Raw genomic sequence first — 22904 nt, forward strand, 5'->3', positions numbered from 1 at the left:
GCGCTCAGCCCTGGTAGGCGGTGATGTCCTTCACCACGGCGAAGCCCAGCCCGTACGCGCTCATCCCCCGGCCGTACGCGCCGACGTGGACGCCGGCCTGGGTGGAACCGGCGAGCACCCAGCCGTACTCGGACTCCCGGTAGTGGAACGGCGTGGGCACGCCGTCCACGGGGAGGGAGAGCGTCGACCAGTCCTCGCCCTCCAGGTCGTCCGCCAGCACCCAGGCGGTCTCCGTCTGCTGCTCCAGCCAGTCGTCGCGCAGGGAGTGGTCCATCTGTCCCGGCCAGGTGAAGGACAGCAGCCCCACCCCGGCGAGCCAGGCGGCGGAGGACACCGAGGTGGCCTCCAGCAGCCCCGTGCCGTCGGCGCTGCGGCGGACCGGGTTGGCCGCGACGGTCACCACGACCGCGAACTTCTCCTTGGCGTCCTGGTCGCCCCCGGCCGCGAACTCGCTGCGGACCGTCGGCTCGTCGCCGTGTCCGAGCGATCCGTGCTCCACGACCCCGTCGGCCGAGAGGCCGACCTTCATCAGCCAGCGCGGCCCCGTGAAGGCCTCGTCGAGGCCGTACCAGGGGAAGGGCGCACGCAGGTAGCCGTCGACCGTACGCCGGGCGGAGGGGACTGGTTGTCCGTCCTCCGCAGCCGGCGCCTGCGCGACTGCCGAACTCGTCGTCTCCATGTGCCCGGACGCCTCCTCGCTCTCGTCGGACCGGGCGGCCCGCCCCCCTTTCGGGCGTACTCGTCCGTTCCGCACAACAACTCGGCAGCATAACCACCCTGCCGCCGCAGGCAGGGAAACCGCCCGGCGCGTAGGGCGTTCGGACGCCCGGATCAGGCCGTCCGCAGCTCGGGTGGAGTATGAAACGCGTCACGTACGCGCCGGCGCACGCCCCGGGGACCGGTCAGGTGGCGTCCATGTCGAAGGGCGGACGGTCGTCGACGGCCGGCGTCTCGGGCTTCTTCGTCATGTCCACCCGGCCGCCGGGGGCGGCGGGCGAGGGCGACGGATCGGTGTCGCGCCCGTGGACGGCGTCCGTGACCTCGGCCATCTCCTTCTTCAGGTCGAAGCCGTTGCGGATCTCCTTCAGCCCCAGGTCGTCGTTGTCCATCTGCTTGCGGATGAACGTCTTGGGGTTGAGGTCCTCGAACTCGAAGTCCTTGAACTCCGGGCCCAGTTCCTGCCGGATGTCCTGCTTGGCGCTCTCCGAGAAGTCCCTGATCTTCCGGATCGTGCGGGTCACGTCCTGGATGACCTTGGGGAGCTTCTCCGGACCGAAGATGAGCACGGCGAGGACGATGAGCGTCACCAGCTCGAGCGGTCCTATGTCATTGAACACCTGAAGCTCCTCGCGATGCCTTCGGTCCTCGGCCCTCGGTGCCGGTCGTTCGCCCTCCGCGGTCCGGGCCGGGTCCACGGTACCCGGACCTCCCGCACCACCGGTACCGTCCCGGCGTCCCGGCGGCGTCGGACGGGCGGTGCGTCAGTCGCCGTCGGAGGATCCGAGCACCAGCGACACCGTGCGTTCCTCGCCGTTCCGCTTCAGGGTCAGCTCCAGCCGGTCCCCGGGGCGGTGGGCGCGGGTCTTCACGATCAGTTCCTCGCCGGAGTGGACGGGGCGGCCGTCGACCTTGGTGATGACGTCGCCGGGGCGGATGCCGGCCTTGGCTCCGGGGCCGCCGGTGCTGACCGGTGGCCCGCCGTCGCCGCCCTCGGCCGCCACGCGGGCGCCGTCGCCGCTGTACGCCATGTCGAGGGTGATGCCGATCACCGGGTGCGAGGCCTTGCCGTGCTCGATCAGCTCCTCGGCGACCCGCTTGCCCTGGTTGATCGGGATGGCGAAGCCGAGCCCTATGGAGCCGGACTGGCCGCCCTCGGGGTCCAGGCCGCCGTCGGCCGAGCGGATGGCCGAGTTGATGCCGACCACCCGGCCCTTGCCGTCGAGCAGCGGCCCGCCGGAGTTGCCGGGGTTGATGGGCGCGTCGGTCTGCAGGGCGTCGACGTACGAGACGTCGCTGCCGTCGCCGTTCTCGCCGCCGGCGGTGATGGGCCGCTCGCGGGCGCTGATGATGCCGGAGGTGACGGTGCCGGCCAGGTCGAAGGGGGCGCCGATGGCGACGACGGGGTCGCCGACCTGCACGTTGTCCGAGTTGCCGAGTGGCAGGGGGGTGAGCCCTCGGACGCCCTTGACCCGTACGACGGCGAGGTCGTAGCCGCTGTCCCGGCCGACGACGGTCGCCTCGGCGGTGTCGCCGCTGTGGAAGGTGACGGTGATGTCGCCGTTCTTCCCGGCGGGCTGGATGACGTGGTCGTTGGTGAGGATGTGGCCCCGGTCGTCCAGCACGAAGCCGGTGCCCGTGCCGGCCTTGCCTCCGCCGCTGACGTGCAGGGTGACGACGCTGGGCAGCGCCTGCGCGGCGATCCCGGCGACACTGTCGGGGTCCCTGTCGGGCGCCTCCACACCGGCCTGCGGCAGCTCCACGGCGCCGACGCCGCCGTTCCGTTCAAGCTGCACGCCGACGACACCGCCGACGACGCCGGACACAAGGGCGATCACCAGGGCGCCGCCGACCAGCGCGCGCCTGCGGCGACCGCGCCGCCGCCTCACGTCCTCCTCGACGGGGTCCGCCTGCTGCAACGGGGCGACGGCCGCAGGAGCGGCCCAGGGGTCGTAGCGCGCCCAGGGACCGGCCGCGGGGGCGTCCTGAGCCGCGGGGGCGGGCTCCGGCGCCGCAGCGGGAGCGCCCGGCCCGGCAGGGGCCTGCGGGGCTGGATGAGGCGCGCCCGGCCCGGGAGCGGCCTGCGGGGCCGCGGGAGGCGTGCCCATGGGCACGCCGTGCGCGGGGGTGGCCACCGGATGCTGCACAGGCGGCGCGGGCGCCCAGGGCCCGGGCTCCCCGTAGGGCGGGGTGCTGTAGGGGTCGGGGTCGTGCAGGGGCTTGGGCTGCTCGACAGCGGGCGGCGTGGTGCCGTGGCCGGCGCCGACGGGGGCATCCGCACCCGGCGCAGACACGGGGGCGGCAGGAGCGGCGCCGGTCACGCCGGAAGCGGGAGCGTCAGCGGCCGGAGCGGGCACGGTTCCGGACGCGCCGGGCGCGGGGGCCTCAGCGGCCGGAGCGGGCAGGGTGGGGGCCGCACTCGGAGTGGACACGGTGCCGGCGGGGACAGCACCGGGCGCACCGGGCGCGGGGGCCTCAGCGGCCGGGGCGGGCACGGTGCCGTCGGGGGCGGTGCGCTGCCCGGGGGCTGTGGCGTCCCCGACGGAAGCCGGCGCCTCGGGCGGGCCCGTACGAGGAACGGGCTCCGGGTCCGAGGTCGGGTCCCAGGCGGGGGAGTCGGTGGTCGCGCCGCCGTCAGGGGTCCCGTCCGTCCGGACGGGGACCCCGCTCAGGGGACGGCTCAGTTCGTAGTCGTCGTCAGGCCCCGTGCGGGGGGACCGCATGCCGTTCGGGCGGGCGAGTTCGAAGTCGCCGTCGGGTCCTTCGGACGCCCCAGGCGTGCCCGGCTTCCCCTCGTTCATGCTCTCCCCACGGCTGGACCGGCACGGATCGTCGGCACCGTGCTCCGGTCCGCCCGTGCGGAGGAGCTCGGCTCGGCGCCCGGCCGTAGTGGGCCCGGGCGCGCCACCCGGAATCTAATCAGGTTCGCGCGCCCCCGCGCAGGGGCCCGGTCAGCGGGCGGTCCGCGCGCTGTGCGTGGGCGCGGGCGCCGGTGACGGCGCGGCCGTGGCCAGGCCGGGGCTCTTCAGCCCGGCCGCCGACGCCCATGCGCCCAGTCCGAGCGGCGGGGCCGAGTTCAGCGGGCGTATGTGCGGGGACACCGCCGGGGCGCCGCCCTGCAAAGGCGACGGGATGCCGGGCAGCAGCGGGGCCGCGACGCCGGTGGGGACGACGGGACCCGAGCCGAGCGCGCTCTGACCGCCGGCGACGTGTCCGAGGAGCGGACCGACGCCCCGGCGCCGGGAGTCCGGCGTGGTGGCCGCGCCCGCGCCCTGCGTGCGTGCCGGGGTCACGTTGCTCCCCTTGCCCTGGCCGCGCGTCTCCGCGTCGACCGGGGTGATCGTGGCGACGCCGCCGAGGGCGATCGCGGCCAGCGACACCGCGCCCGCGGCGACGAACGCGAGCCGCAGCCCGCGCGAGGACGGCCGGGCGGCGGCGAGGCCTGCGGCGGCGGCCGCGGGCTGGTGGCGCCGCACGGGCGCGTAGGCGAACTCGAAGCGCTCGCCGCGCCGCGCCCCGAAGACTCCCGGGGTGGCGCCGCCCGGCAGCGCGGAGCCGCCCAGCGGTGAGCCGCCGTCGCCGAATCCGCCTCCGGCGGGCAGCCCTTGCAGGCGCGCCAGGAAACTCTCGGAGGGCGGCGGCGGTGCGGCGGCCGCGAACACGTTCTTCAGGCGGCGCTGCTCGTCCACCTCCGCCTTGCACTTGGCGCAGGTGGCGACATGCGCCAGCACGCGCTCACGCGCGTCATGACCCAGCTCCCCGTCCACGAGGGCGGCGAGCCGGTCTCCCAGGTGATGCTCCGCGAGGTGCCCCTCGGGGGACTTCGGCAGTGAACTGCTCACGCGCTCGCGCCCCCTCCTCCCAGTGCGGGGACACGCGGCACGAAGGAGGGGCGGTCCGCGCGCGCCTTGGGCGAACGGTGCGCGAGGGCCTTGCGCAGCTGGGAACGGCCGCGGTGGATACGGGACCGGACGGTGCCGAGCTTCACGCCCAGGGTGGCCGCGATCTCCTCGTAGGAGAGTCCTTCGATGTCGCACAGGACGACGGCGGCCCGGAACTCCGGGGCGAGCGTGTCGAGGGCCTGCTGGACGTCGGCGTCGAAGTGCGCGTCGTTGAAGACCTGCTGCGGCGAGGGCTCCTTGCTGGCGAGCCGCTCGGCCGCGTCCTCGCCGAGCGCGTCGAAGCGGATGCGCTGCTTGCGGCGGACCATGTCCAGGAAGAGATTGGTGGTGATGCGGTGCAGCCAGCCCTCGAAGGTGCCCGGCGTGTACGTCGACAGGGAGCGGAAGACACGGACGAAGACCTCCTGCGTGAGGTCCTCGGCGTCGTGCTGGTTGCCCGTGAGGCGGTAGGCGAGCCGGTAGACCCGGCCGCTGTGCATGCTGACGATCTCCTCCCACGTGGGCGGAGTCCACGCCTGCCCGTCCGCGTCGCTGGAGAAGGTCGCGGTCTGGGCCGGGTCGCCGGCGCGGTCATGGTCAGCAGCGGTGTTGTTCACGGATTTCGGCCTGCCCGCCGATCCGAGGAAGCGCCGCAGCACTCCTGCACGATCCACGGGCGCAGCCGCACCTCCCCTGTCGGCTCTGGTGGTGTCCAGTGGAGCCCCTACCATAGCCACCTCGCCCGTTAGCTCCGGATAAGCGGTTTTACGAGAATTTGATTCGGGCTGCCACGGCTCGTACGACTGCGCCCGCACTTGCTCGGCGTCCGCGTCCACTCCCCGCCCCCCTTCCGGGCACACGCCTTTCTCTTGTCCCTTTGAACGACTGGTCCCATCTGCGGGTTCCCGACGCCAACGGATACAGTCACGCCCAGGCAACCACGGGGACAGGAGAGGGTCATTACCGCCAACCGGCAGACGAGCTGGGCGTTCGCCGACGCCTATGTCGCCGAGGACGAGGCGCTGCACTGGGCCCGCGACCGGGCCCGTGAGGCCGGCCTGCGCTCGGTGTCGCCCGGCACGGGCGCGGCCCTGCGGTTGCTCGCGGCCAGCGTGGACGCCAAGGCGGTCGCGGAGATCGGCACGGGCTGCGGCGTGTCGGGGATCCATCTGCTGCACGGCATGCGCCCGGACGGGGTACTGACGACGGTCGACCAGGAGCCGGAGCACCAGCAGTCGGCCCGGCAGGCCTTCCGTGAGGCCGGTTTCGCCGGCAACCGGGCCCGCTTCATCCCCGGCCCCGCGCTGGACGTGCTGCCGCGTCTCGCGGACTCGGGTTACGACCTGGTGTTCTGCGACGGCGACCGGCAGGAGTACCAGGACTATCTCGGCGAATCGTTGCGTCTTCTGCGCCCTGGAGGCCTGGTCGCCTTCGAAGGCGTCTTCGCGAACGGGCGCACCATGGACTCGGGCCCCCAGCCGACGGAGGTGCTGCGGCTGCGGGAGCTGGTGCGGACCGTTCGCGAGAGCCAGGAGCTGGTGTCGTCGCTCCTGCCCGTGGGGGACGGGCTGCTGTGCGCCGTGAAGCGGTGACCTGGCGTGTCACGGCATTCCTCTGCCTCGATTCCCCCGGACGTGTGCGCAAACAGCAGCCCCGGCACCGCGTGCGGCACCGGGGCGACTGAAAGGGTATGGTCGCTTGCGCGTCAGCCGACGACCTTCTTGAGGGCGTCGCCGAGCGCGTCGGCCTCGTCCGGGGTCAGCTCGACGACGAGCCGACCGCCGCCTTCGAGCGGAACGCGCATGACGATGCCCCGCCCCTCCTTGGTCACCTCGAGCGGGCCATCACCCGTCCGCGGCTTCATGGCCGCCATGCTCGTTCCCCTTCCTGAAACCCAGCTAAACCGTCTGAGCCGACGGCCCACTGAAGGGCACCTGCGGTCCCTGAAGCAGGACACACGCCACCGGCATCGAACACATTGCTTCCAGGCCATTATCCCGCATGGCGGGACCCGATGACCAACATCAGTTGGCATCGCTTGGGCAACGCACGCGAGCAAAACCACTCAATTCGGCGATGTGGCTGCCATACTGCGCCCTCGCATGGACATTCGGGCGCCGGAATCCCGACACGAATGTTTGACGCAGGTCACACCCGGGCCGTCCGCCGGGACCCCTGAACTGGGTCATGCTGTCCTCCGGAAGAGGACGTACTCAGCAGTACGTCCCGAGCCGCACACGGAGGGATACGACCATGGCCGACACCGTGCTCTACGAGGTGAGCGACGGACTCGCGACGATCACGCTGAACCGCCCCGAGGCGATGAACGCGCTGAACGTCGCGGCGAAGGTCGCCCTCCGGGACGCGGTCAAGGGCGCCGCGGACGACGACGCCGTACGGGCCGTGCTGCTGACCGCGGCCGGGGAGCGGGCGTTCTGCGTCGGGCAGGACCTCAAGGAGCACATCGGGCTGCTGGCCGCCGACCGGGAGAACGGGTCGGGGCAGACCATGTCCACGGTGCGCGAGCACTACAACCCGATCGTGCGGGCGATCGCGGGTGCCCCGAAGCCGGTGGTGGCCGCCGTGAACGGCGTGGCGGCGGGGGCCGGGTTCGGGTTCGCGCTGGCCGCGGACTACCGGATCGTCGCGGAGACGGCGAAGTTCAACACGTCGTTCGCGGGGGTCGCGCTGACCGCGGACTCGGGTATCTCCTGGACGCTGCCGCGGGTGATCGGGCCCAGCCGGGCGACGGATCTGCTGCTGTTCCCGCGGAACATCTCCGCGCAGGAGGCGTACGAGCTGGGGATCGCGAACCGGGTGGTGCCGGCGGACGAGCTGCGGGCGGAGGCGGAGAAGGTGGCGCGAGGGCTGGCCCAGGGGCCGACGGTCGCCTATGCGGCGCTGAAGGAGTCCGTGGCTTACGGGATGAGCCACTCTCTGGAGGAGACGCTGGAGAAGGAGGACGAGCTGCAGAGTCGGGCCGGGTCGTCCGAGGATCACGGGATCGCGGTTCGGGCGTTCGTGAACAAGGAGAAGCCGCAGTATTCGGGGCGGTGAGGGGTCGCTGCGGCGGGGGCGCGGAGGTGCGGCTCCGTCGTGGCCGGTCGCGCAGTTCCCCGCGCCCCAGGGGCGAGGGGGCTGCCCGCAGGTCCGCGTGACGGTTCGTCGTGGCTCGGCGCGCAGTTCCCCGAGCCCTTCAGGGCATTTTTCTTGCCGCGCAGGTCCTCAGGTGGTCGTTGACCAGGCCGCAGGCCTGCATCAGGGCGTAGGCCGTCGTGGGGCCGACGAAGCGGAGGCCCTGCTTCTTGAGGGTCTTGGCCAGGGCCGTGGACTCCTGCGTGACCGCGGGGACGTCCGCGAGGGTGCGGGGGGCCGGGCCCGGCTTCTCGGGGGCGTGGGACCAGATCAGGGTGTCCAGCTCGCCGGGCCTCCACTCGGCCAGCACGCGGGCGTTGGCCAGCGTGGCGTCGATCTTCGCGCGGTTGCGGATGATGCCCGTGTCGGCCAGCAGGCGTTCGCGGTCGGCGTCGGTGAATGCGGCGACGTCGGCGATGCGGAAGCCGGAGAAGGCGGCGCGGAAGCCGGGGCGGCGGCGCAGGATCGTGATCCACGACAGCCCGGACTGGAACGCCTCCAGGCTGAGGCGCTCGAAGAGGGCGTCGTCGCCGTGCACCGGGCGGCCCCACTCCTCGTCGTGGTAGGCGAGGTAGTCCGGGGCGGACAGCGCCCAGGGGCAGCGCGGCAGGCCGTCCGGGCCGAGGAGCTTCTCGCCGGCGGGGTCGCTCACCGCTGATCGTCCTCCGGGTGCGCGGCGGGCTTGTCCATGGACAAGTGCGCCGCGGCGGCGCGGGCGCCGGCCAGCGCGGACTCCAGGTCGGCGATCCGGGCGTCCCGCTCGGCGAGTTCGGCGGCGAGGCGGCCGAGGGCGTCGTCCACGTCCGTCATGCGGTAGCCGCGGGCGGCGAGCGGGAAGCGCAGTCGGTCGACGTCCGCGCGGCCGACCGGGCGGTCGGGAGGCAGGGAGTCCTGGAGTCGCTCCGGCGCCGCCTCGGGCAGCGGGGCGTTGTCGCCGCCGCCCACCACGGCGAGGGTCACCGCGCCCACCACGACGGCCAGCGCGACGACCAGGAACAGGAACATAACCATCGCCGGGGCCCCCACGGTCGGATGAGTCGGAGTCGGATGTGTGGCTCCGATCGTGCCATGCGAGTCTGACAGTCGGGACCGCCGGGCGGACGGAGGCGGCCCGGACGGCCGGACGAGGAGAGGTTCCAGGGGATGCTCAGGCTGGGCAGGCGGGAATTCGCACCGCACGAGCGGGTGATCATGGCGATCGTGAACCGGACCCCGGACTCCTTCTACGACCAGGGCGCCACCTTCCGCGACGAGCCGGCGCTCGCGCGCGTGGAGCAGGCGGTGGCCGAGGGCGCCGCGATCATCGACATCGGCGGGGTGAAGGCGGGGCCCGGCGAGGAGGTGTCGGCCGAGGAGGAGGTGCGGCGGACGGTCGGTTTCGTCGCCGAGGTGCGCCGTCGCTTCCCGGACGTGGTGATCAGCGTGGACACCTGGCGGCACGAGGTCGGCGAGGCTGTGTGCGAGGCGGGCGCGGACGTGCTGAACGACGCGTGGGGCGGGGTGGACCCGCGTCTGGCGGAGGTGGCCGCGCGGTACGGCGCGGGGCTGGTGTGCACGCACGCGGGCGGGGCCGAGCCGCGGACCCGGCCGCACCGGGCGACGTACGACGACGTCATGGCGGACATCCTCGCCGTGACCCTGGGGCTGGCCGAGCGGGCGGTGGAGCTGGGGGTGCCGCGGGAGTCGGTGATGATCGACCCGGGGCACGACTTCGGGAAGAACACCCGGCACAGCCTGGAGGCGACCCGGCGGCTCGGCGAGATGGTGGCCACCGGCTGGCCCGTGCTGGTGTCGCTGTCCAACAAGGACTTCGTCGGCGAGACGCTGGACCGCCCGGTGAAGGAGCGGGTGGTGGGGACGCTCGCGACGACGGCGGTGTCGGCGTGGCTGGGCGCCCGGGTGTACCGGGTGCACGAGGTCGCCGAGACGCGTCAGGTGCTGGACATGGTGTCGTCGATCGCCGGGGACCGGGAGCCGGCGGTGGCGCGGCGCGGGCTTGCGTGACGGAAGCCGGGGCGGCGGGGTCGTCGACCCGGCCGCCCCCGCGGGCGTCTAGCGGCCCGCTTCCTTGGAGACCAGGGCCACGGCCTCGTCCACGTCGTCCGTGACGTGGAACAGCAGCAGGTCCTTCTCGGCCGCCTTGCCCTGGCCGATCACCGTGGAGCGCAGCCATTCGACGAGGCCGCCCCAGTACTCGGTGCCGAACAGCACGATGGGGAACTGGGTGACCTTCTGGGTCTGGACCAGGGTGAGGGCCTCGAAGAGCTCGTCGAGCGTGCCGAGGCCGCCGGGCAGGACGACGAAGCCCTGCGCGTACTTGACGAACATCATCTTCCGGACGAAGAAGTACCGGAAGTTCAGCCCGATGTCGACGTACCGGTTCAGGCCCTGCTCGAAGGGCAGCTCGATGCCGAGGCCGACCGACACGCCGTCGGCCTCCAGGGCGCCCTTGTTGGCCGCCTCCATGGCGCCCGGGCCGCCGCCGGTGATGACGGCGAAGCCCGCCTCGACCAGACCGCGGCCGAGCCTCACCCCGGCGTCGTACTCGGGCGAGTCCGCGGGGGTGCGGGCGGAGCCGAAGACGCTGATCGCGGGCGGAAGTTCCGCCAGGGTGCCGAAGCCCTCGATGAACTCCGACTGGATGCGCAGCACCCGCCAGGGGTCGGTGTGCACCCAGTCGCTCGGCGCGCGCTCGTCCAGCAGTCGCTGGTCGGTGGTGCTGGAGTCCACCTGACCGCGCCGGCGGAGGACCGGCCCCAGGCGCTTCTCCTCCGGCGGCTGCCGCTTCCCCTCAGGGTTGCCCGTAGCCATGTGCGCTCCCTCCGTTTGCCAGGTCGTACCGCCTCAGCGTAGATCTACGCGGGTTACGTGCGGGGGACGTCAGCATGTCCACGGGAGAGCGTTCCAAACGCTCACCCGTCCGTCCGGGTGTCAGGCGGTCAGCCAGGACCGCAGCCGTTCCTCCCCCGCGAGGATCTTGGCGGTGTCGACGCGCTCGTCCCGCCTGTGGGCCAGGTGGGGGTTGCCGGGGCCGTAGTTCACGGCGGGGACGCCCAGCGCGGAGAAGCGGGAGACGTCGGTCCAGCCGTACTTGGGCTGCGGGGTGCCGCCGACCGCCTCGATGAAGGCGGCCGCGGCCGGGTGGGACAGGCCGGGCAGGGCCGCGCCGCTGTGGTCGTCCACCACGAACTCGGTCACGCCGCAGTCCGCGAAGACCTCCCTGACGTGTGCCAGGGCCTCCTCCTCGGTGCGGTCGGGGGCGTAGCGGAAGTTCACCGTGACGATGCACTCGTCGGGGATGACGTTGCCGGCGACGCCTCCGGAGATGCCGACCGCGTTGAGGCCCTCGCGGTACTCCAGGCCGTCGATGACCGGCCACCGGGGCTCGTAGGAGGCGAGGCGCTGCAGGATCGGGGCGGCGGCGTGGACGGCGTTGGAGCCCATCCAGCCGCGCGCGGAGTGGGCGCGCTCGCCGGAGGTCTTCAGCAGCACGCGCAGGGTGCCCTGGCAGCCGCCCTCGACCTGCCCGTCGGAGGGCTCCAGGAGGACCGCGAAGTCGCCTTCCAGCCACTCGGGGTGCGCCTCGGCGACGTGCCCCAGGCCGTTGAGGTCGGCGGCGACCTCCTCGTTGTCGTAGAACACGAAGGTCAGGTCGCGGTTGGGCTCGGGGACGGTCGCCGCGATGCGCAGCTGGACGGCGACGCCCGCCTTCATGTCGCAGGTGCCGCAACCCCACAGGACGCCGTCCTCGTCGAGGCGCGAGGGCACGTTGCCGGCGATCGGCACCGTGTCGATGTGGCCGGCGAGGATCACCCGCTCCGGGCGGCCGAGGCCGGTGCGGGCCACGACGTTGTTGCCGTGCCGGTCGACCGTCAGGTGCGGCAGCGCGCGCAGCGCCGTCTCGATCGCGTCCGCCAGCGGCTTCTCGGTGCCGCTCTCGGAGGGGAAGTCGACGAGCTGCGCGGTGAGGCGCGCGGCGTCCAGCGTGAGGTCAAGCGGGGTGTCGGCCATGCCGTCGACCCTAGCGCGGGCGGCTCACGGGCCACTGTCCACACCCGGCTCACACAAGAACGTACTCTCCAGTACCTTGTACGCGTGCCAGAGCCGTCCCCCACTCCCCAGCGCAAGCGCCGTGGCCGTCTGCTCCGCTGCGGCGCGGCCTTCGCGGTGCTGTCAGCGGTCGCCGGTTACCTCGTGGTGCAGTACGTCACCGGAGGGACGGGCGGCCCCGGCTGCAAGGTCGTGTCCGGCAAGGGCGACGGGGCGACCTACGAGTTCACCCCCGAGCAGGCGGTGAACGCGGCGACGATCACCGCCGTGGGCACCGCGCGCGACCTGCCCGAGCGGGCCGTGACGATCGCGCTGGCGACGGCTCTCCAGGAGTCGGCGCTGCGCAACATCGACTACGGCGACCGTGACTCGGTCGGCCTGTTCCAGCAGCGCCCCTCGCAGGGCTGGGGCACGCCGCAGCAGATCATGGACCCCACGTACGCGTCGGAGAAGTTCTACGAGCACCTGGAGAAGGTGCCGGGCTACACGCGGCTGCCGCTCACCGTCGCCGCGCAGAAGGTGCAGCGCAGCGGTTTCCCGCAGGCGTACGCCAAGCACGAGCCGGACGCCACGCTGCTCGCCGCCGCCCTCACCGGGCGCTCGGGCGCGACGCTGACGTGCGACGGCCGTCCGGCGGCGACCCGGGCGAAGGGCGCGGACGCGGTACGGGCCGCGCTGGCCCGGGATTTCGGGCGGGACGTGCTGGAGCCGGCGGGCGCCGAGGTGGACGACGGCAAGGGGCGGGCCTCCTCCCCGGAGCCGTCCGACACGGAAGCGGAATCCGGCGACGGCATCGTGACACTGCCGGTCACCACCGTGGCCGGTGACCGGCGGGACGCCGGGGCGCGCGGCTGGCAGCTGGCCCACTGGGCCGTGGCCAACGCCTCCCAGCTGCACATACGGAGTGTTTCCTACGCCGGCCGCGAGTGGCTTGCCGGGCACACCGACAGTCGGTGGCGGCCGCTGGACGGCAAGGGGTCGGCGGGCTCGGACGGGGAAGCGGACGCGGTCCGGATCACCACCGGGCAGTAGCGAGCAGCGTTGCCGAGCAGGCGTGCGGGTGATCACCCGGAGGCGTTGCGCGGGTCCGACATTGCGCCGCATTGCCGACTCTTTGCCGGACACGCGCGCAACCTTCTTGGCGGTCGGGCGGTAATCAGTGCGTCCGGCCGGCCGGTCCTGACCGTCCGACCGGGCACCACCGTTGTCTGCCGTCGAAGGAGCACCATGTCCCTCCCCCTGACCCGTCGGATCGCCCGTGCCGCGCTGCTCGTCGCTGCGGGAGCGGCCGCCGGGGTCGGTGCGGCCGGTTCCGCGAGCGCGGCGCCGGCGCTGCCGTCCGCCCCGAACCTCGGGCTGAGCGCCCTGGACGGTGCTCCCGGCAAGACCGTGGACAACGTGACGCGGGGCGTCGGCAAGACCACCCCGGACGCGACCGAGGTGGCCCCGGCCGCGGGCAAGACCGTGAAGAAGGCCGTGCCGGTGGTGAAGGAGCTGCCGACCGACTCCCTCGGCAAGGGCGGCCCGACGAAGAACCTGCCGGTCAAGGGCCTGCCCCTCGGCTGACCCCTCCGCCGAAGGCGACCCCCGGCGAAGCCGAAGGGGCCCGGGATCTCTCCCCCCGGGCCCCTTCGGTGTGCCTGGAGCGGTTTCGGGTGCGGTCAGGCGGTGAGGCGTGCGACCGCCGCCCGGACCCGTTCGTCCGTCGCGGTCAGTGCCACGCGGACGAAGCGGTCGCCGGCGGGACCGTAGAAGTCGCCGGGGGCGACCAGGATGCCGCGGTCGGCGAGGTGGGCGACGGTGTCCCAGCAGGACTCGTCACGCGTGGCCCACAGGTAGAGGCTGGCCTCGCTGTGCTCGATGCGGAAGCCGTGGGCGAGCAGCGCGTCGCGCAGGGCGGTGCGGCGGGCCGCGTACCGCTCGCGCTGGACGCGGACGTGCTCGTCGTCGCCGAGGGCCGCCACCACGGCCGCCTGGGTGGGCGCCGGGGTCATCATGCCGCCGTGCTTGCGGATCTCGAGCAGCGGTCCGAGCACGGCCGGGTCGCCGGCCAGGAACGCGGCGCGGTAGCCGGCCAGGTTGGACCGCTTGGACAGGGAGTGGACGGCGACGATGCCGTCGTAGGAGCCGCCGTTGACGTCCGGGTGGAGCACCGAGACGGGGTCGGCCTCCCAGCCGAGTTCGATGTAGCACTCGTCGGAGAGGACGAGGACGCCGTGCTCGCGGGCCCAGGCGACGATCCGGGTCAGCTCCTCCTTGGACAGCACCCGGCCCGTCGGGTTGGACGGCGAGTTCAGCCACAGCAGCTTCAGCCGCGCGGGGTCCAGCTCGGTGGGGTCGTCGTACGCCACGTGCTCGGCGCGCGCCAGGCGGGCGCCGACCTCGTACGTCGGGTAGGCCAGGCGCGGGAAGGCGACCTGGTCGCCGGGGCCGAGGCCGAGCTGGGTGGGGAGCCAGGCGACGAGTTCCTTGGAGCCGACGACCGGCAGGACGTGCCGGTGGGTCACCTCGCGGGCGCCGAGCCGGTGTTCCGCCCAGCGGGTGAGCGCGTCCCGCAGTTCCGGGGTGCCCCACACCGTGGGGTAGCCCGGCGAGTCCGCCGCCGCGATCAGCGCCTTCTGGATGTGCTCGGGCACCGGGTCGACGGGGGTGCCCACCGAGAGGTCGACGATGCCGTCGGGGTGCGCGGCGGCCGTCTTCTTGTACGGCTCCAGCTTGTCCCAGGGGAAGGCGGGCAGCCGGTCGGAGACTGCGGACACGGGCGGGGGCTCACTTTCTGGTTCGGCGAACGCCTCGGTCCCGTACGGCGGGCGGGCCGTACGGGACCGAGGGCGGCGCGTCGGTGCGGGACCGCTGCGGGACGATCAGGCCTGCGGCGGCAGCGCGGCGATGAACGGGTGGTCCCGCTCGATCAGACCGAGCTTGCTGGCGCCGCCCGGGGAGCCGAGCTCGTCGAAGAACTCGACGTTCGCCTTGTAGTAGTCCTTCCACTCCTCCGGGGTGTCGTCCTCGTAGAAGATGGCCTCGACCGGGCAGACCGGTTCACAGGCGCCGCAGTCGACGCATTCGTCCGGGTGGATGTACAAGGACCGCTGGCCCTCGTAGATGCAGTCGACCGGGCACTCCTCGATGCACGCCTTGTCCTTGACGTCGACACAAGGCTGCGCGATGACGTAGGTCACGCTGTCGTTCCTCCTCGATAGGGCGCTGGCGGGCCTCCTCAGGCTCCGCCGCCTGGCGCGCGGGAGCGCGGCGTCGTCGATGCCCGCCCCTAGTATCTCCGTTCCGGAGCATGATCCGAACAGGAGGGGTGAACTGACCTGTGGAAATCTCAGCCGCCGGGCGCCTCGAGGTCCGCATCACCGCTGCTGACGTGGGAAAACGGGTCTCCGTTAGGAGCTTGATCGAACATGGTCCCTCGGGTGAGAAGTTCAGCGACACGGTCGGGGTTCTCACATCATGGGACAACGGTGTGTTGCGGATCACAAGGAAGGGCGGTGAAAGTGTCCGCGTCGCCGAGTCGGCGCTGGTCGCGGGCAAGGTCGTGCCGGCCGCCCCGGCGCGTCGGCGGGGCCCCGCCGCGTCCTACGGAGAACTGGCGCGGGTGGCCGCGCGCGGCTGGAGGCCGGTGGAGAGCGAGCTGCTCGGCGAGTGGGAGCTGAGGGCGGCCGCGGGTTTCACGCGGCGGGCCAACTCGGTGCTGCCGCTGGGCGACCCGGGCCTGCCGCTCGACGACGCGCTGACGGCCGTACGCCGCTGGTACGCGGCCCGGGGGCTGCCGGCGTACGTGCAGACCGCGACCGGCGCGGAGGGCACGCAGGAGCTGCTGTGCGCGGAGCTGGAGCGGCGCGGATGGGTCCGCGAGGTGACCGCCGAGCTGTGGACGGGCGGGCTCGCCCCGGTCGCCGACCTGGGTGACGACACGTCCGAGGTGCTGCTGTCCCGGGACGCGGACGAGGCGTGGCTGACGCGGTACCAGCGCAAGGGGGTGAGCGAGGTGGCCCTGCGGGTGCTGGGCGGAGGCCCTTCGGGCGGCCTGGGCCCGGGTGAGCCGTCGGTGTGGTTCGCGACCGTGCCGGGAGAGCCGGGCGCCGAGGCGCCGGCCGCGATCGGGCGGTGTGTCGTGGACGGCCGGTGGGCGGGGTTCGCGGCGGTCGAGGTGGATCCGGCGCGGCGGCGTGAGGGTCTGGCCACGGCCGTGATGGCGGCGCTGGCCGTGCGTGCGCTGGAGGAGGGCGCCTCGGCGGCCTGGCTGCAGGTCGAGACGGACAACGAGGGCGGGCGTGCGCTGTACGACCGTCTGGGCTTCGCCCCGCACCACGCGTACCACCACTACCGCGCACCGGGGGAACCCGCATCGGAAGGATCTGCTCCGGATTCGTCGGCCCCGGTGGGTGACGGGGCGTCGTGAGCGGGCACGAACCGGGTATGCCTTCCCCCTGTCCCCCGCCGCCGGAGCGCTCCGCCGAACTGCGCGAGCGCTTCGCCGAGGAGGCCCGCTGCGAGCGTCCGGGCCTGTCCGCGCTGTGCCTGCTGGTGGCCGCGGAGGGCGACGGCACGCTGGACGAGGACGGCATGGACGCGGTGGAGATCGAGCTGGACCGGCTGGCGGGCGAGCTGCCGCACCGGCCGGGCTCGCCGCACGCGTGGGCGGTGGCGCTGCGGGACCTGCTGGGCGAGCGGTACGGCTTCCACGGTCTGCCGGACGACTACCGGCGGCTGGAGTCCTCGCTGCTGCACGAGGTGCTGCGGCGCCGGCGCGGGCTGCCGATCCTGCTGTCGGTGGTGTGGATCGAGGTGGCCCGGCGCGCGGGCGCGCCGGTGTACGGCGTCGCGCTGCCCGGGCACTTCGTCGTGGGCTTCGGCGCCTCGGAGGGGCCGGGCGCCGGGCAGGTGCTGGCCGACCCGTTCGACGGCGGGCGGGTGCTGACGGGACCGGACGCGGAGCTGCTGGTAGCCGGGGCCACCGGAGGCCCGCTGGAGCCGTCCATGCTGGCCCCGGCGGGGACGCTGGAGGTGGTCGCGCGCATCCTGAACAACGTCCGGGCCTGGGCGGCGACCCGCCCCGAGCGCACCGACGTCGGCCTCTGGGCCCTGGACCTCGCCCTGCTTCTCCCCTCCCGCCCGGCCCGCCTGCGCTACGAACGCGCCCAGCTCCTCGTCCAGCGCGGCGAGTTCACGACGGGCGCGGCAGAACTGGAGACGTACGCGGAGGTCGTCGCGGCGGTGGACCCGGCGGCCGCGGACCGCATCCGGGGGGAGGCCCTGGCCGCGCGGGCCCTGCTCAACTGAACCCGTGACCGCCGCCGGCCGATCGGTCCGTCCGCAGCCGGCCCTCGTCCCGGGCGATGCGCACCGCCTCTGCCCCGTTGCGGGCAGCATCGTCCACGGCCGCCCGCACCTCGCCGTCTTCGCCGGTCACCGGGTCCAACGCGACCGTGCGCGTCGCCGTGATGCGCCCGCCGTGGCGTCCCGGGCCGGGCGTCCGGCAGTGTCGGTGGTCGTGAGCCCGGGATGACGGATGTCGTGTCCGGCAGTCGCCGCGCACCGTGTCGCGCGAACGGAAAAGCGGCGCCGCACTGTCCCGTGCGGCGCCGCTTCCGTCGTACGTCAGCTCGCGTTCGTCTCGATGACGGCCGTACGGTCACCCTTGCTGACCAGCGCCTGACGCAGGGCGCCGTAGACGTCCTGCGGGGTGACGGCGGTCTTCTCGCCGTTGCCGCGGGTGATGAGCACGCCGTCGAAGGCCTGGCCGTACAGGTTCTCCAGGGCCTTCAGGTCGGGCTTCTCGACGAGCTTGCCGTTGACCGCCTCGACGCGCAGGAACTTCCACAGCGACTTCTCGGGGCTCATCGGCACCGAGTGCGCCGGGTCGGTCTGCACGGTGACCCGGTCGGACATCGCGGGCTCGGCGAACTCCTTCATCATCCGGTCGACCTCGGCCTTGGTGACCTTCGGCTGCTGGGTCGTCGTCGGCACGTTCACCGCGGCGGCGGTGCCGGTCTCCACCTGCGTGCGGTACGCGGCGGCGACCACGTCGGCCGCCTTGGCGACGTCGACGCCCTTGCCCGCCTGCGGGTAGACCGGGACGGCCTTGCCGGACTCGAACTTGATCGAGCCCTCCTTGACCGTGCCGGCGCCTCCCGCGGCGCTCTCCAGGGCTGCCTGGAGCTTCTCGTGGTCGACCGGGATCTCCGGCTCGACGACGCGCGACTGGCCGAACAGCGAGCCGATCACGTTGACCGGGTTGTAGTCGCTGGTGGCGGCCTTGCCGACGGTGGCGTCGACGTCGACCTGGAGACCCGCGTTGTCCGGCTGGAGTTCGAAGGTCTTGCCGTCGACGGACAGCTTGAGCGGCTTGTTCAGCCGCCCGTCGAGCGCGCCGTCGAGCTTCTTCACGGCTTCGTCGCGGGTGCCGCCGCCGATCTCGATGCCGAGCACCGTGGTGCCCTTGGGCACGTCGGAACGGTTCATCAGCAGGCCCGCGCCGTAGGCGACGCCGGCGACGAGGACGACGCCGGTGGCGAGGAGCACCAGCTTGTTGCGGCCCTTCTTCTTCGGCGCCTTGGCGGAGCCCGAAGGGGGCGGGCTGACCGGCTCGGGCAGCTTGGGCGGGGTGTGCGGTCCCGGGGCGTTGGGGCCCGTGCCGGGGGCGTCGAAGGAGGCGCTCGGCGGGATCACCGGGATGCCGCTGGTCACGGTCTGCCCGGAGACGTTGTCGTGGCGCGGGTAGCCGCGGTCGCCGGAGCCGGCGGGCTTCTGCGGGGTGAGGATGGCGGTGTCGTCGCTCAGGCCGCCGCCGGGCATCGCGTGCGAGCCGGTGCGCTCCTCGGTGAAGGGCGCGCCACCGCCAGGCGGGGTCATCGGGCCGTCCCCGGTGACCGGGCCGCCGGTGGGCCCGGCGGGGGCCTGCGGGCCGCCGGGACGCCCGGGTCCGGGCGCGCCGGCGCCCGGGCGTGCGCCGGGGCCGCGCTGGGGGCCGCCCTTGGCGTCGTCGGCGAAGTACGGCAGGTCGTCGCGGCGGGATTCGCCGGCGCGGTTGCCGCCGGGAGCGCCGGCGAGCGCCTCGGTCACGTCGAAGGAGCCGGTGCCGCCGCCGTGCCCGGGAGCCACGGGTCCGCCGGTCGCACCGGCCGCGCCGGTGGGTCCGGGCGCCTTCGGGCCGCCGGGGCGGGGTCCGCCGGGCGCGCCCATGGAGCCGACCACGCCGCCGGGGCGTCCGGCGCCGGAACCGTTCTGGGCGGAAGGGCCGCCCGGGGCCTTGGGAGCGGTGCCAGGGGCCTTGGGACCGGCGCCCGACGGCGCGCCGGAGGGCGCCCCGGGAGCGGTGCCGGAGGGCGCGCCGGAAGTGCCGGGCGCGGACGCCGCGTTGGCCGCGCCGCCGGCCTGACCGGGCTTGCCGGCCGGGGACTTGCGTGGCGCGAACCAGTCGCTCGCGGGCTTCTGGTCGGCTGCGGGCCTGTCGGCCGTCTCGGGCCGCGCGGGCGGCTCGACGGGGTCGGCGGCGGGTGCGGCGGGAGGGGGCCCGGCGGCTGCCTCGGTGTCGGCGTCCGCCTTCTTGCCGTCCGCGTCCGTGACGGGCTTGCGCACGACGACCGGCGGAATCGGGCGCGACCCGGGGATGTTGATCCGGATTCGGGTCGTCAGCGTGGTCTCGGTCTTGCGTTCCTCCGGCCGCGCGGCCGGACGGCCCGCGTCCGTGCCCTCGTCCGGAATCGCCGGGATCCCGTAGGGCGGGGTGCCCGACGGGTAGGCGGCTCCGCCGCGCCCGTTGGGCCCGGAGGACGGAGTGTCAGTTTCACGACTCAAGGCAGGTTCTCCCGGTTGGCTCCGCCGCCCGTCACGACCTCACGGTGGGGGTCCTCCCAGCTCGGGCGAGGCCGAGGGGTCGAGGGAGGCTCGGCGGCGCGCACCACCTTACTGGCCATATCCGGCCCGTATCCCAGTACCGCCGGGGAAACCCACACCGGACCATCACGCCCCTGGCAAGGCGAAGTGGTACGTCACTTGCGAAGTCGGGCGGAGTCCCCGTCCGGTTGCCTCCCGGGCCCGAAGGTGGCACAGATCACAGCCACGGCGATGCCGCCGAGGAGGAAGAGGTAGGAGCCGCTGCCCGCGGCGAACAGGAAGTCGCCTTCCGGACGGCTGACCGTGAGCAGGACGACGGTGATCATCCAGCCGGCGGCGACGGCGATCCCGCCGGACCGGCTCCGCATCAGCCGCGCCGCCCCGAGCACCGCCCCCGCCTCGCCGGCCAGGGCGAGCAGCAGCCCGCCGGGGAACCACGCGGGCTGGACGAGCGCCCCGGCGACGCCGACCAGGGCGCCGAGCACCAGCAGTCCGAGCAGGGCGGCGGCGCGCCCCGCGGACGGGGGGCGCAGGGGCTGCGCCATCAGGGGCGCGCGGTCGCCGCTCACGACGTCTCTCCGGTGGCGACGCCGGCGAAGAGGTCGTCCTCACGGCCCGCCGGGCGCTCGCCGCGCACCAGCTCGTAGTACTCGGTGGTGAACAGCGGCTGCGCAAGCTCGTTCGACAGCACGAAGTACGGCTGGTCGGCGACGGTGATCTGGGTGGCGTGGGCGCGCATGGCGGCGGCTTTCGCCCCGGCGTACGCGGTGCCGTCGACGGCGGTGGTGATCCGCTCGTCGTCGACCACGCCGGGGACGTCCCCGACCGAGGCCGACTTGTCGAAGGGGAGGCCGGGCAGGTCGCGCTCCAGCCGGGCGAAGGCCTCGTCGGCCACGGAGCGCGGCACGCGGTTCCAGTAGACCTTGGGCACGTCCCAGCCGCGGGCGGCGGCCAGTTCGACGGCGCGCATGGCTACGCGGTGGGCCTGGATGTGGTCGGGGTGGCCGTAGCCGCCGTTGTCGTCGTAGGTGACCAGGACCTGCGGGCGCACCTCGAGGATCACCTCGGCGAGCAGCCCGGCGGCCTGGTCGACGTCGGCCTGCCAGAAGCAGCCGGGGTCGTCGTTGTCGGGCAGCCCCATCATCCCGGAGTCGCTGTACCGCCCGGCCCCGCCGAGCAGCCGGAAGTCCGTGACGCCGAGCGCGGCCATGGCCTCGCGCAGTTCGCCCAGCCGGTGTCCGCCGAGGGCGGCGCCGCTCAGGTGCCGCAGCTCGGGCGGGATGACCTCGCCGCGCTCACCGAGGGTGCAGGTGACCAGCGTCACATGGTCGCCCTCGGCCGCGTGACGCGCCATGGTCGCACCGTTGTTGATCGACTCGTCGTCCGGGTGCGCGTGCACCAGCATCAGACGCCGCTCGGGCAGTTCCGTCATGGGCTCCAGCCTATGTGGCGCGGAGCGCTTCCCGCGGACCCGTCCGGCCGCGCGGGGTGCGGGCCCCGGGGGTGTCGACGCCGGCGGGTCAACCGCGCGTCGCCGAGGTGTGGCCGCTCCCATCGTCGGGGTAGCGCGGCAGGCCGTCCGTGGGGATGGTCCATTCGCCGATGGTGACGTCCTCGCCGTAGAGGAAGTCCTTGCGGGTGGCGTAGCGGGGACCGTCCGGGGTCGGGTGGATGTCCGTGAAGACTGCGCCGGTGCCGGTGCGGGGGTCGAAGACCGCGTAGACGGGGACGCCGAGCAGGGGATAGTCACGCGTCTTGCCGACCCAGTCGTTGTCGGGGTTGGACCGGGAGACGATCTCAACCGCGGCCACCAGGGTGCGGGGATCGAAGGTGCCGTCCCCTTCCATGTCCTCCTCGGCGATCACCATGACGTCGGGGCGGCGCATGATCCCCTCGGGCTCGCCCTCCACATCGGGTTCGCCCGTGTGCGCGACGATCTCCTCCGGCATGACCTTCTCCAGCCGCTTCCGGAGACGCAGCACGGTCAACTCGTGCTGCTTCACGGGCGCCAACATGTCGTGGACGATCCCTTCCTTGGTGACCTCGAACTTCCCGGGCAGCGTGTCGTCCATCGACTGCACGAAGTCGCGCATGGCCCGGTACAGGTGGGAGGCGTTCTGCCGAGCGTCGTCGGGTGCGACGGTCATGGCGCTCGCTCCTCGTGGTCTGTGCCCAGGGGCAAGGATCGTCACGTTCATGCTAGGCGGCCTCCTGGAGGTCGGTTCGGCAGTCACGGCAGTGGGTGGTGGGGGCGGGGGCGCGGAAGGCGCGGTCGCAGCCGTCGCAGGTGCGGAGCGGGTGGCGGACCGACGGTGGGGCGGCTTGCGTCCGGAACGGGGCGGGCGGCGGGAGCTGGGAGGCGAGGCGGTGGGCCAGCAGGGCCGCCGGACGTCGTAGGCCCTCGGGCGGGAGGTCGGCCGTCAGGGCACGGCGGACGGCCGCGGGGGTCACCTCGCGTTCGAGCCACGCCGCGACGCCGGGAGCCAGGTGGGCGGTGTCGTCGGCCGAGAGGAGCAGGCGGGAGTCGTGGCGGCGCAGGTCGGCCAGGAGGTCGGTGGCGGCCTGGAGGAGCCCGGGTCCGGAGTACGCGGGACGCGGCACGGCGGGGAGCGCCTTGCGTACGCGCTTCTCTCGCGGTGCGGGTGGCGCCGGCGGCGTGCTCTCCCGGCACGGCTGCTCCGCCCGCTGCCGGACGGCGGCCGGCTGGTTGCGGGAGATCGTGCGGGTGACGATGCGGCCGGAGGGCGTGCGGACGCGTTCCCGCCGCAGATAGCCGTGGGACTCCAGCTCCCGCAGGGCGGCGGCGATACGGGTGGCCCCCTCGGGAAAGCGGGCCGCGAGGGTCTTGATGTCGGCCGGGGCGCCCTTCGGCAAGGACTGGAGGTGCGTACCGAGGCCGATCGCGAGGAGCGAGAGCTCCGGGTGCTGGGCCAGGTGGTTGCCGATCACCACGAAGCGGGTGGTGTGCCGGGCGTTGTCGTGCTCGAGCCCGCCGGTGCGGGGGGCCCGGTTCGGGTGCTTGTTGCCCGTAACGCGGGCGTGGGCGCGCGGGGGCGCGCTAGGGTTTTGTGTATCCATCAGGAAGGTCCAGCTTCCTCGGTGGTCAGGCCCTCGCACTGGGATTGCAGTCCCGGCGGGGGCCGCCTCATGTCTACGGTTGTGGTGGGGCGTTGTGCGTTGCCCTGCGCTGAGCGTGGGGCCTGGACGGCGAGGAAATCCAGCCGGTTCGACACGGTTCACCCGCCCGAGTGAGCAGGATCGCGGGCGGGAGGG

At 73.6% G+C, this 22904-nt stretch carries 24 protein-coding genes; 7 read left to right on the top strand and 17 right to left on the bottom strand.

Translation table 11 applies throughout. The features are described from left to right. Nucleotides 1-4: 4 nt before the first annotated feature. The 5 genes from ACF1AG_RS09915 to sigE form a co-directional block, all read right to left on the bottom strand. On the bottom strand, nucleotides 5-679 hold the full coding sequence (locus ACF1AG_RS09915) for a hypothetical protein (RefSeq protein ID WP_387794904.1): 675 nt from the start codon (nucleotides 677-679) through the stop codon (nucleotides 5-7). Between the two features lie 223 nt (nucleotides 680-902). After that, a complete protein-coding gene (locus ACF1AG_RS09920; protein WP_387794905.1) occupies nucleotides 903-1337 on the bottom strand; it encodes a sec-independent translocase in 435 nt (144 codons plus the stop codon). A 144-nt stretch (nucleotides 1338-1481) separates the two neighbouring features. After that, the gene (locus ACF1AG_RS09925) at nucleotides 1482-3518 is read right to left on the bottom strand and encodes a S1C family serine protease (RefSeq protein ID WP_391809580.1); all 2037 of its coding nucleotides are present in this window, start codon (nucleotides 3516-3518) and stop codon (nucleotides 1482-1484) included. A gap of 150 nt (nucleotides 3519-3668) precedes the next feature. After that, nucleotides 3669-4559 carry an anti-sigma factor family protein gene (locus ACF1AG_RS09930; RefSeq protein ID WP_387794907.1) on the bottom strand — a complete coding sequence of 297 codons (891 nt, stop codon included), beginning with the start codon at nucleotides 4557-4559 and terminating at the stop codon, nucleotides 3669-3671. Next, the gene (gene sigE / locus ACF1AG_RS09935) at nucleotides 4556-5215 is read right to left on the bottom strand and encodes an RNA polymerase sigma factor SigE (protein WP_033272132.1); all 660 of its coding nucleotides are present in this window, start codon (nucleotides 5213-5215) and stop codon (nucleotides 4556-4558) included. The genes ACF1AG_RS09930 and sigE overlap by 4 nt, the downstream gene beginning before the upstream one ends. Before the next feature lie 276 nt (nucleotides 5216-5491). On the opposite strand from sigE, the gene ACF1AG_RS09940 reads away from it, so the two are divergent. Then, nucleotides 5492-6190 carry an O-methyltransferase gene (locus ACF1AG_RS09940; protein WP_359606226.1) on the top strand — a complete coding sequence of 233 codons (699 nt, stop codon included), beginning with the start codon at nucleotides 5492-5494 and terminating at the stop codon, nucleotides 6188-6190. A 113-nt stretch (nucleotides 6191-6303) separates the two neighbouring features. Here ACF1AG_RS09940 and ACF1AG_RS09945 read toward each other — a convergent pair whose 3' ends face one another. After that, the gene (locus ACF1AG_RS09945; protein WP_003966491.1) at nucleotides 6304-6471 is read right to left on the bottom strand and encodes a DUF3117 domain-containing protein; all 168 of its coding nucleotides are present in this window, start codon (nucleotides 6469-6471) and stop codon (nucleotides 6304-6306) included. A 380-nt stretch (nucleotides 6472-6851) separates the two neighbouring features. On the opposite strand from ACF1AG_RS09945, the gene ACF1AG_RS09950 reads away from it, so the two are divergent. Next, nucleotides 6852-7655 (top strand): enoyl-CoA hydratase/isomerase family protein, encoded by an 804-nt coding sequence (locus tag ACF1AG_RS09950; RefSeq protein ID WP_387794908.1) that lies wholly within the window; start codon nucleotides 6852-6854, stop codon nucleotides 7653-7655. 139 nt (nucleotides 7656-7794) lie between these two features. Here the strand turns inward: ACF1AG_RS09950 and ACF1AG_RS09955 are convergent, their stop codons facing one another. Both ACF1AG_RS09955 and ACF1AG_RS09960 read right to left on the bottom strand, forming a co-directional pair. After that, nucleotides 7795-8385 carry a DNA-3-methyladenine glycosylase I gene (locus tag ACF1AG_RS09955; RefSeq protein ID WP_391809581.1) on the bottom strand — a complete coding sequence of 197 codons (591 nt, stop codon included), beginning with the start codon at nucleotides 8383-8385 and terminating at the stop codon, nucleotides 7795-7797. Continuing rightward, nucleotides 8382-8744 carry a DivIVA domain-containing protein gene (locus tag ACF1AG_RS09960; RefSeq protein WP_359606218.1) on the bottom strand — a complete coding sequence of 121 codons (363 nt, stop codon included), beginning with the start codon at nucleotides 8742-8744 and terminating at the stop codon, nucleotides 8382-8384. The genes ACF1AG_RS09955 and ACF1AG_RS09960 overlap by 4 nt, the downstream gene beginning before the upstream one ends. Before the next feature lie 132 nt (nucleotides 8745-8876). Here ACF1AG_RS09960 and folP point away from each other — a divergent pair, with 132 nt between their 5' ends. Beyond that, the gene (folP, locus tag ACF1AG_RS09965; RefSeq protein WP_359606216.1) at nucleotides 8877-9737 is read left to right on the top strand and encodes a dihydropteroate synthase; all 861 of its coding nucleotides are present in this window, start codon (nucleotides 8877-8879) and stop codon (nucleotides 9735-9737) included. Between the two features lie 48 nt (nucleotides 9738-9785). On the opposite strand, the gene ACF1AG_RS09970 is transcribed toward folP, so the two are convergent. Then, nucleotides 9786-10544: a TIGR00730 family Rossman fold protein gene (locus ACF1AG_RS09970; protein ID WP_359606215.1), complete on the bottom strand. Its 759-nt coding sequence runs from the start codon at nucleotides 10542-10544 to the stop codon at nucleotides 9786-9788. Between the two features lie 120 nt (nucleotides 10545-10664). Then, nucleotides 10665-11744, bottom strand: a complete 1080-nt coding sequence (gene dapE / locus ACF1AG_RS09975) for a succinyl-diaminopimelate desuccinylase (protein ID WP_359606213.1) — start codon at nucleotides 11742-11744, stop codon at nucleotides 10665-10667. An 84-nt stretch (nucleotides 11745-11828) separates the two neighbouring features. On the opposite strand from dapE, the gene ACF1AG_RS09980 reads away from it, so the two are divergent. Together ACF1AG_RS09980 and ACF1AG_RS09985 are read left to right on the top strand one after the other, a co-directional pair. Further along, a complete protein-coding gene (locus ACF1AG_RS09980) occupies nucleotides 11829-12815 on the top strand; it encodes a heavy metal transporter (protein WP_387794910.1) in 987 nt (328 codons plus the stop codon). A 195-nt stretch (nucleotides 12816-13010) separates the two neighbouring features. Beyond that, entirely contained in the window at nucleotides 13011-13349 is a 339-nt protein-coding gene (locus ACF1AG_RS09985) for a hypothetical protein (protein ID WP_033272139.1), read from the top strand. 95 nt (nucleotides 13350-13444) lie between these two features. Here ACF1AG_RS09985 and ACF1AG_RS09990 read toward each other — a convergent pair whose 3' ends face one another. Beyond that, nucleotides 13445-14542: a bifunctional succinyldiaminopimelate transaminase/glutamate-prephenate aminotransferase gene (locus tag ACF1AG_RS09990; RefSeq protein ID WP_359606209.1), complete on the bottom strand. Its 1098-nt coding sequence runs from the start codon at nucleotides 14540-14542 to the stop codon at nucleotides 13445-13447. A gap of 105 nt (nucleotides 14543-14647) precedes the next feature. Then, a complete protein-coding gene (fdxA, locus tag ACF1AG_RS09995) occupies nucleotides 14648-14965 on the bottom strand; it encodes a ferredoxin (protein ID WP_004926152.1) in 318 nt (105 codons plus the stop codon). Between the two features lie 140 nt (nucleotides 14966-15105). On the opposite strand from fdxA, the gene ACF1AG_RS10000 reads away from it, so the two are divergent. Continuing rightward, on the top strand, nucleotides 15106-16194 hold the full coding sequence (locus ACF1AG_RS10000; protein ID WP_359606207.1) for a GNAT family N-acetyltransferase: 1089 nt from the start codon (nucleotides 15106-15108) through the stop codon (nucleotides 16192-16194). Nucleotides 16195-16211: 17 nt separating this feature from the next. Continuing rightward, entirely contained in the window at nucleotides 16212-17075 is an 864-nt protein-coding gene (locus tag ACF1AG_RS10005; RefSeq protein ID WP_359748319.1) for a transglutaminase-like domain-containing protein, read from the top strand. Nucleotides 17076-17393: 318 nt separating this feature from the next. On the opposite strand, the gene ACF1AG_RS10010 is transcribed toward ACF1AG_RS10005, so the two are convergent. From ACF1AG_RS10010 to ACF1AG_RS10030, 5 genes are all read right to left on the bottom strand, one after another. Next, nucleotides 17394-19592 carry a hypothetical protein gene (locus ACF1AG_RS10010; RefSeq protein ID WP_387794911.1) on the bottom strand — a complete coding sequence of 733 codons (2199 nt, stop codon included), beginning with the start codon at nucleotides 19590-19592 and terminating at the stop codon, nucleotides 17394-17396. Between the two features lie 194 nt (nucleotides 19593-19786). Then, a complete protein-coding gene (locus ACF1AG_RS10015; RefSeq protein ID WP_359605499.1) occupies nucleotides 19787-20176 on the bottom strand; it encodes a DUF6113 family protein in 390 nt (129 codons plus the stop codon). Between the two features lie 20 nt (nucleotides 20177-20196). After that, a complete protein-coding gene (gene mshB / locus ACF1AG_RS10020) occupies nucleotides 20197-21063 on the bottom strand; it encodes an N-acetyl-1-D-myo-inositol-2-amino-2-deoxy-alpha-D-glucopyranoside deacetylase (protein WP_359605495.1) in 867 nt (288 codons plus the stop codon). Nucleotides 21064-21151: 88 nt separating this feature from the next. Beyond that, complete coding sequence (locus tag ACF1AG_RS10025) at nucleotides 21152-21778, bottom strand: Uma2 family endonuclease (RefSeq protein ID WP_391809582.1); 627 nt, start codon at nucleotides 21776-21778, stop codon at nucleotides 21152-21154. A gap of 52 nt (nucleotides 21779-21830) precedes the next feature. Further along, nucleotides 21831-22709, bottom strand: a complete 879-nt coding sequence (locus ACF1AG_RS10030; RefSeq protein WP_391809583.1) for a helix-turn-helix domain-containing protein — start codon at nucleotides 22707-22709, stop codon at nucleotides 21831-21833. Nucleotides 22710-22904 lie beyond the last annotated feature (195 nt).

This window comes from Streptomyces sp. NPDC014764 (assembly GCF_043082785.1).
Taxonomy (GTDB): domain Bacteria; phylum Actinomycetota; class Actinomycetes; order Streptomycetales; family Streptomycetaceae; genus Streptomyces; species Streptomyces althioticus.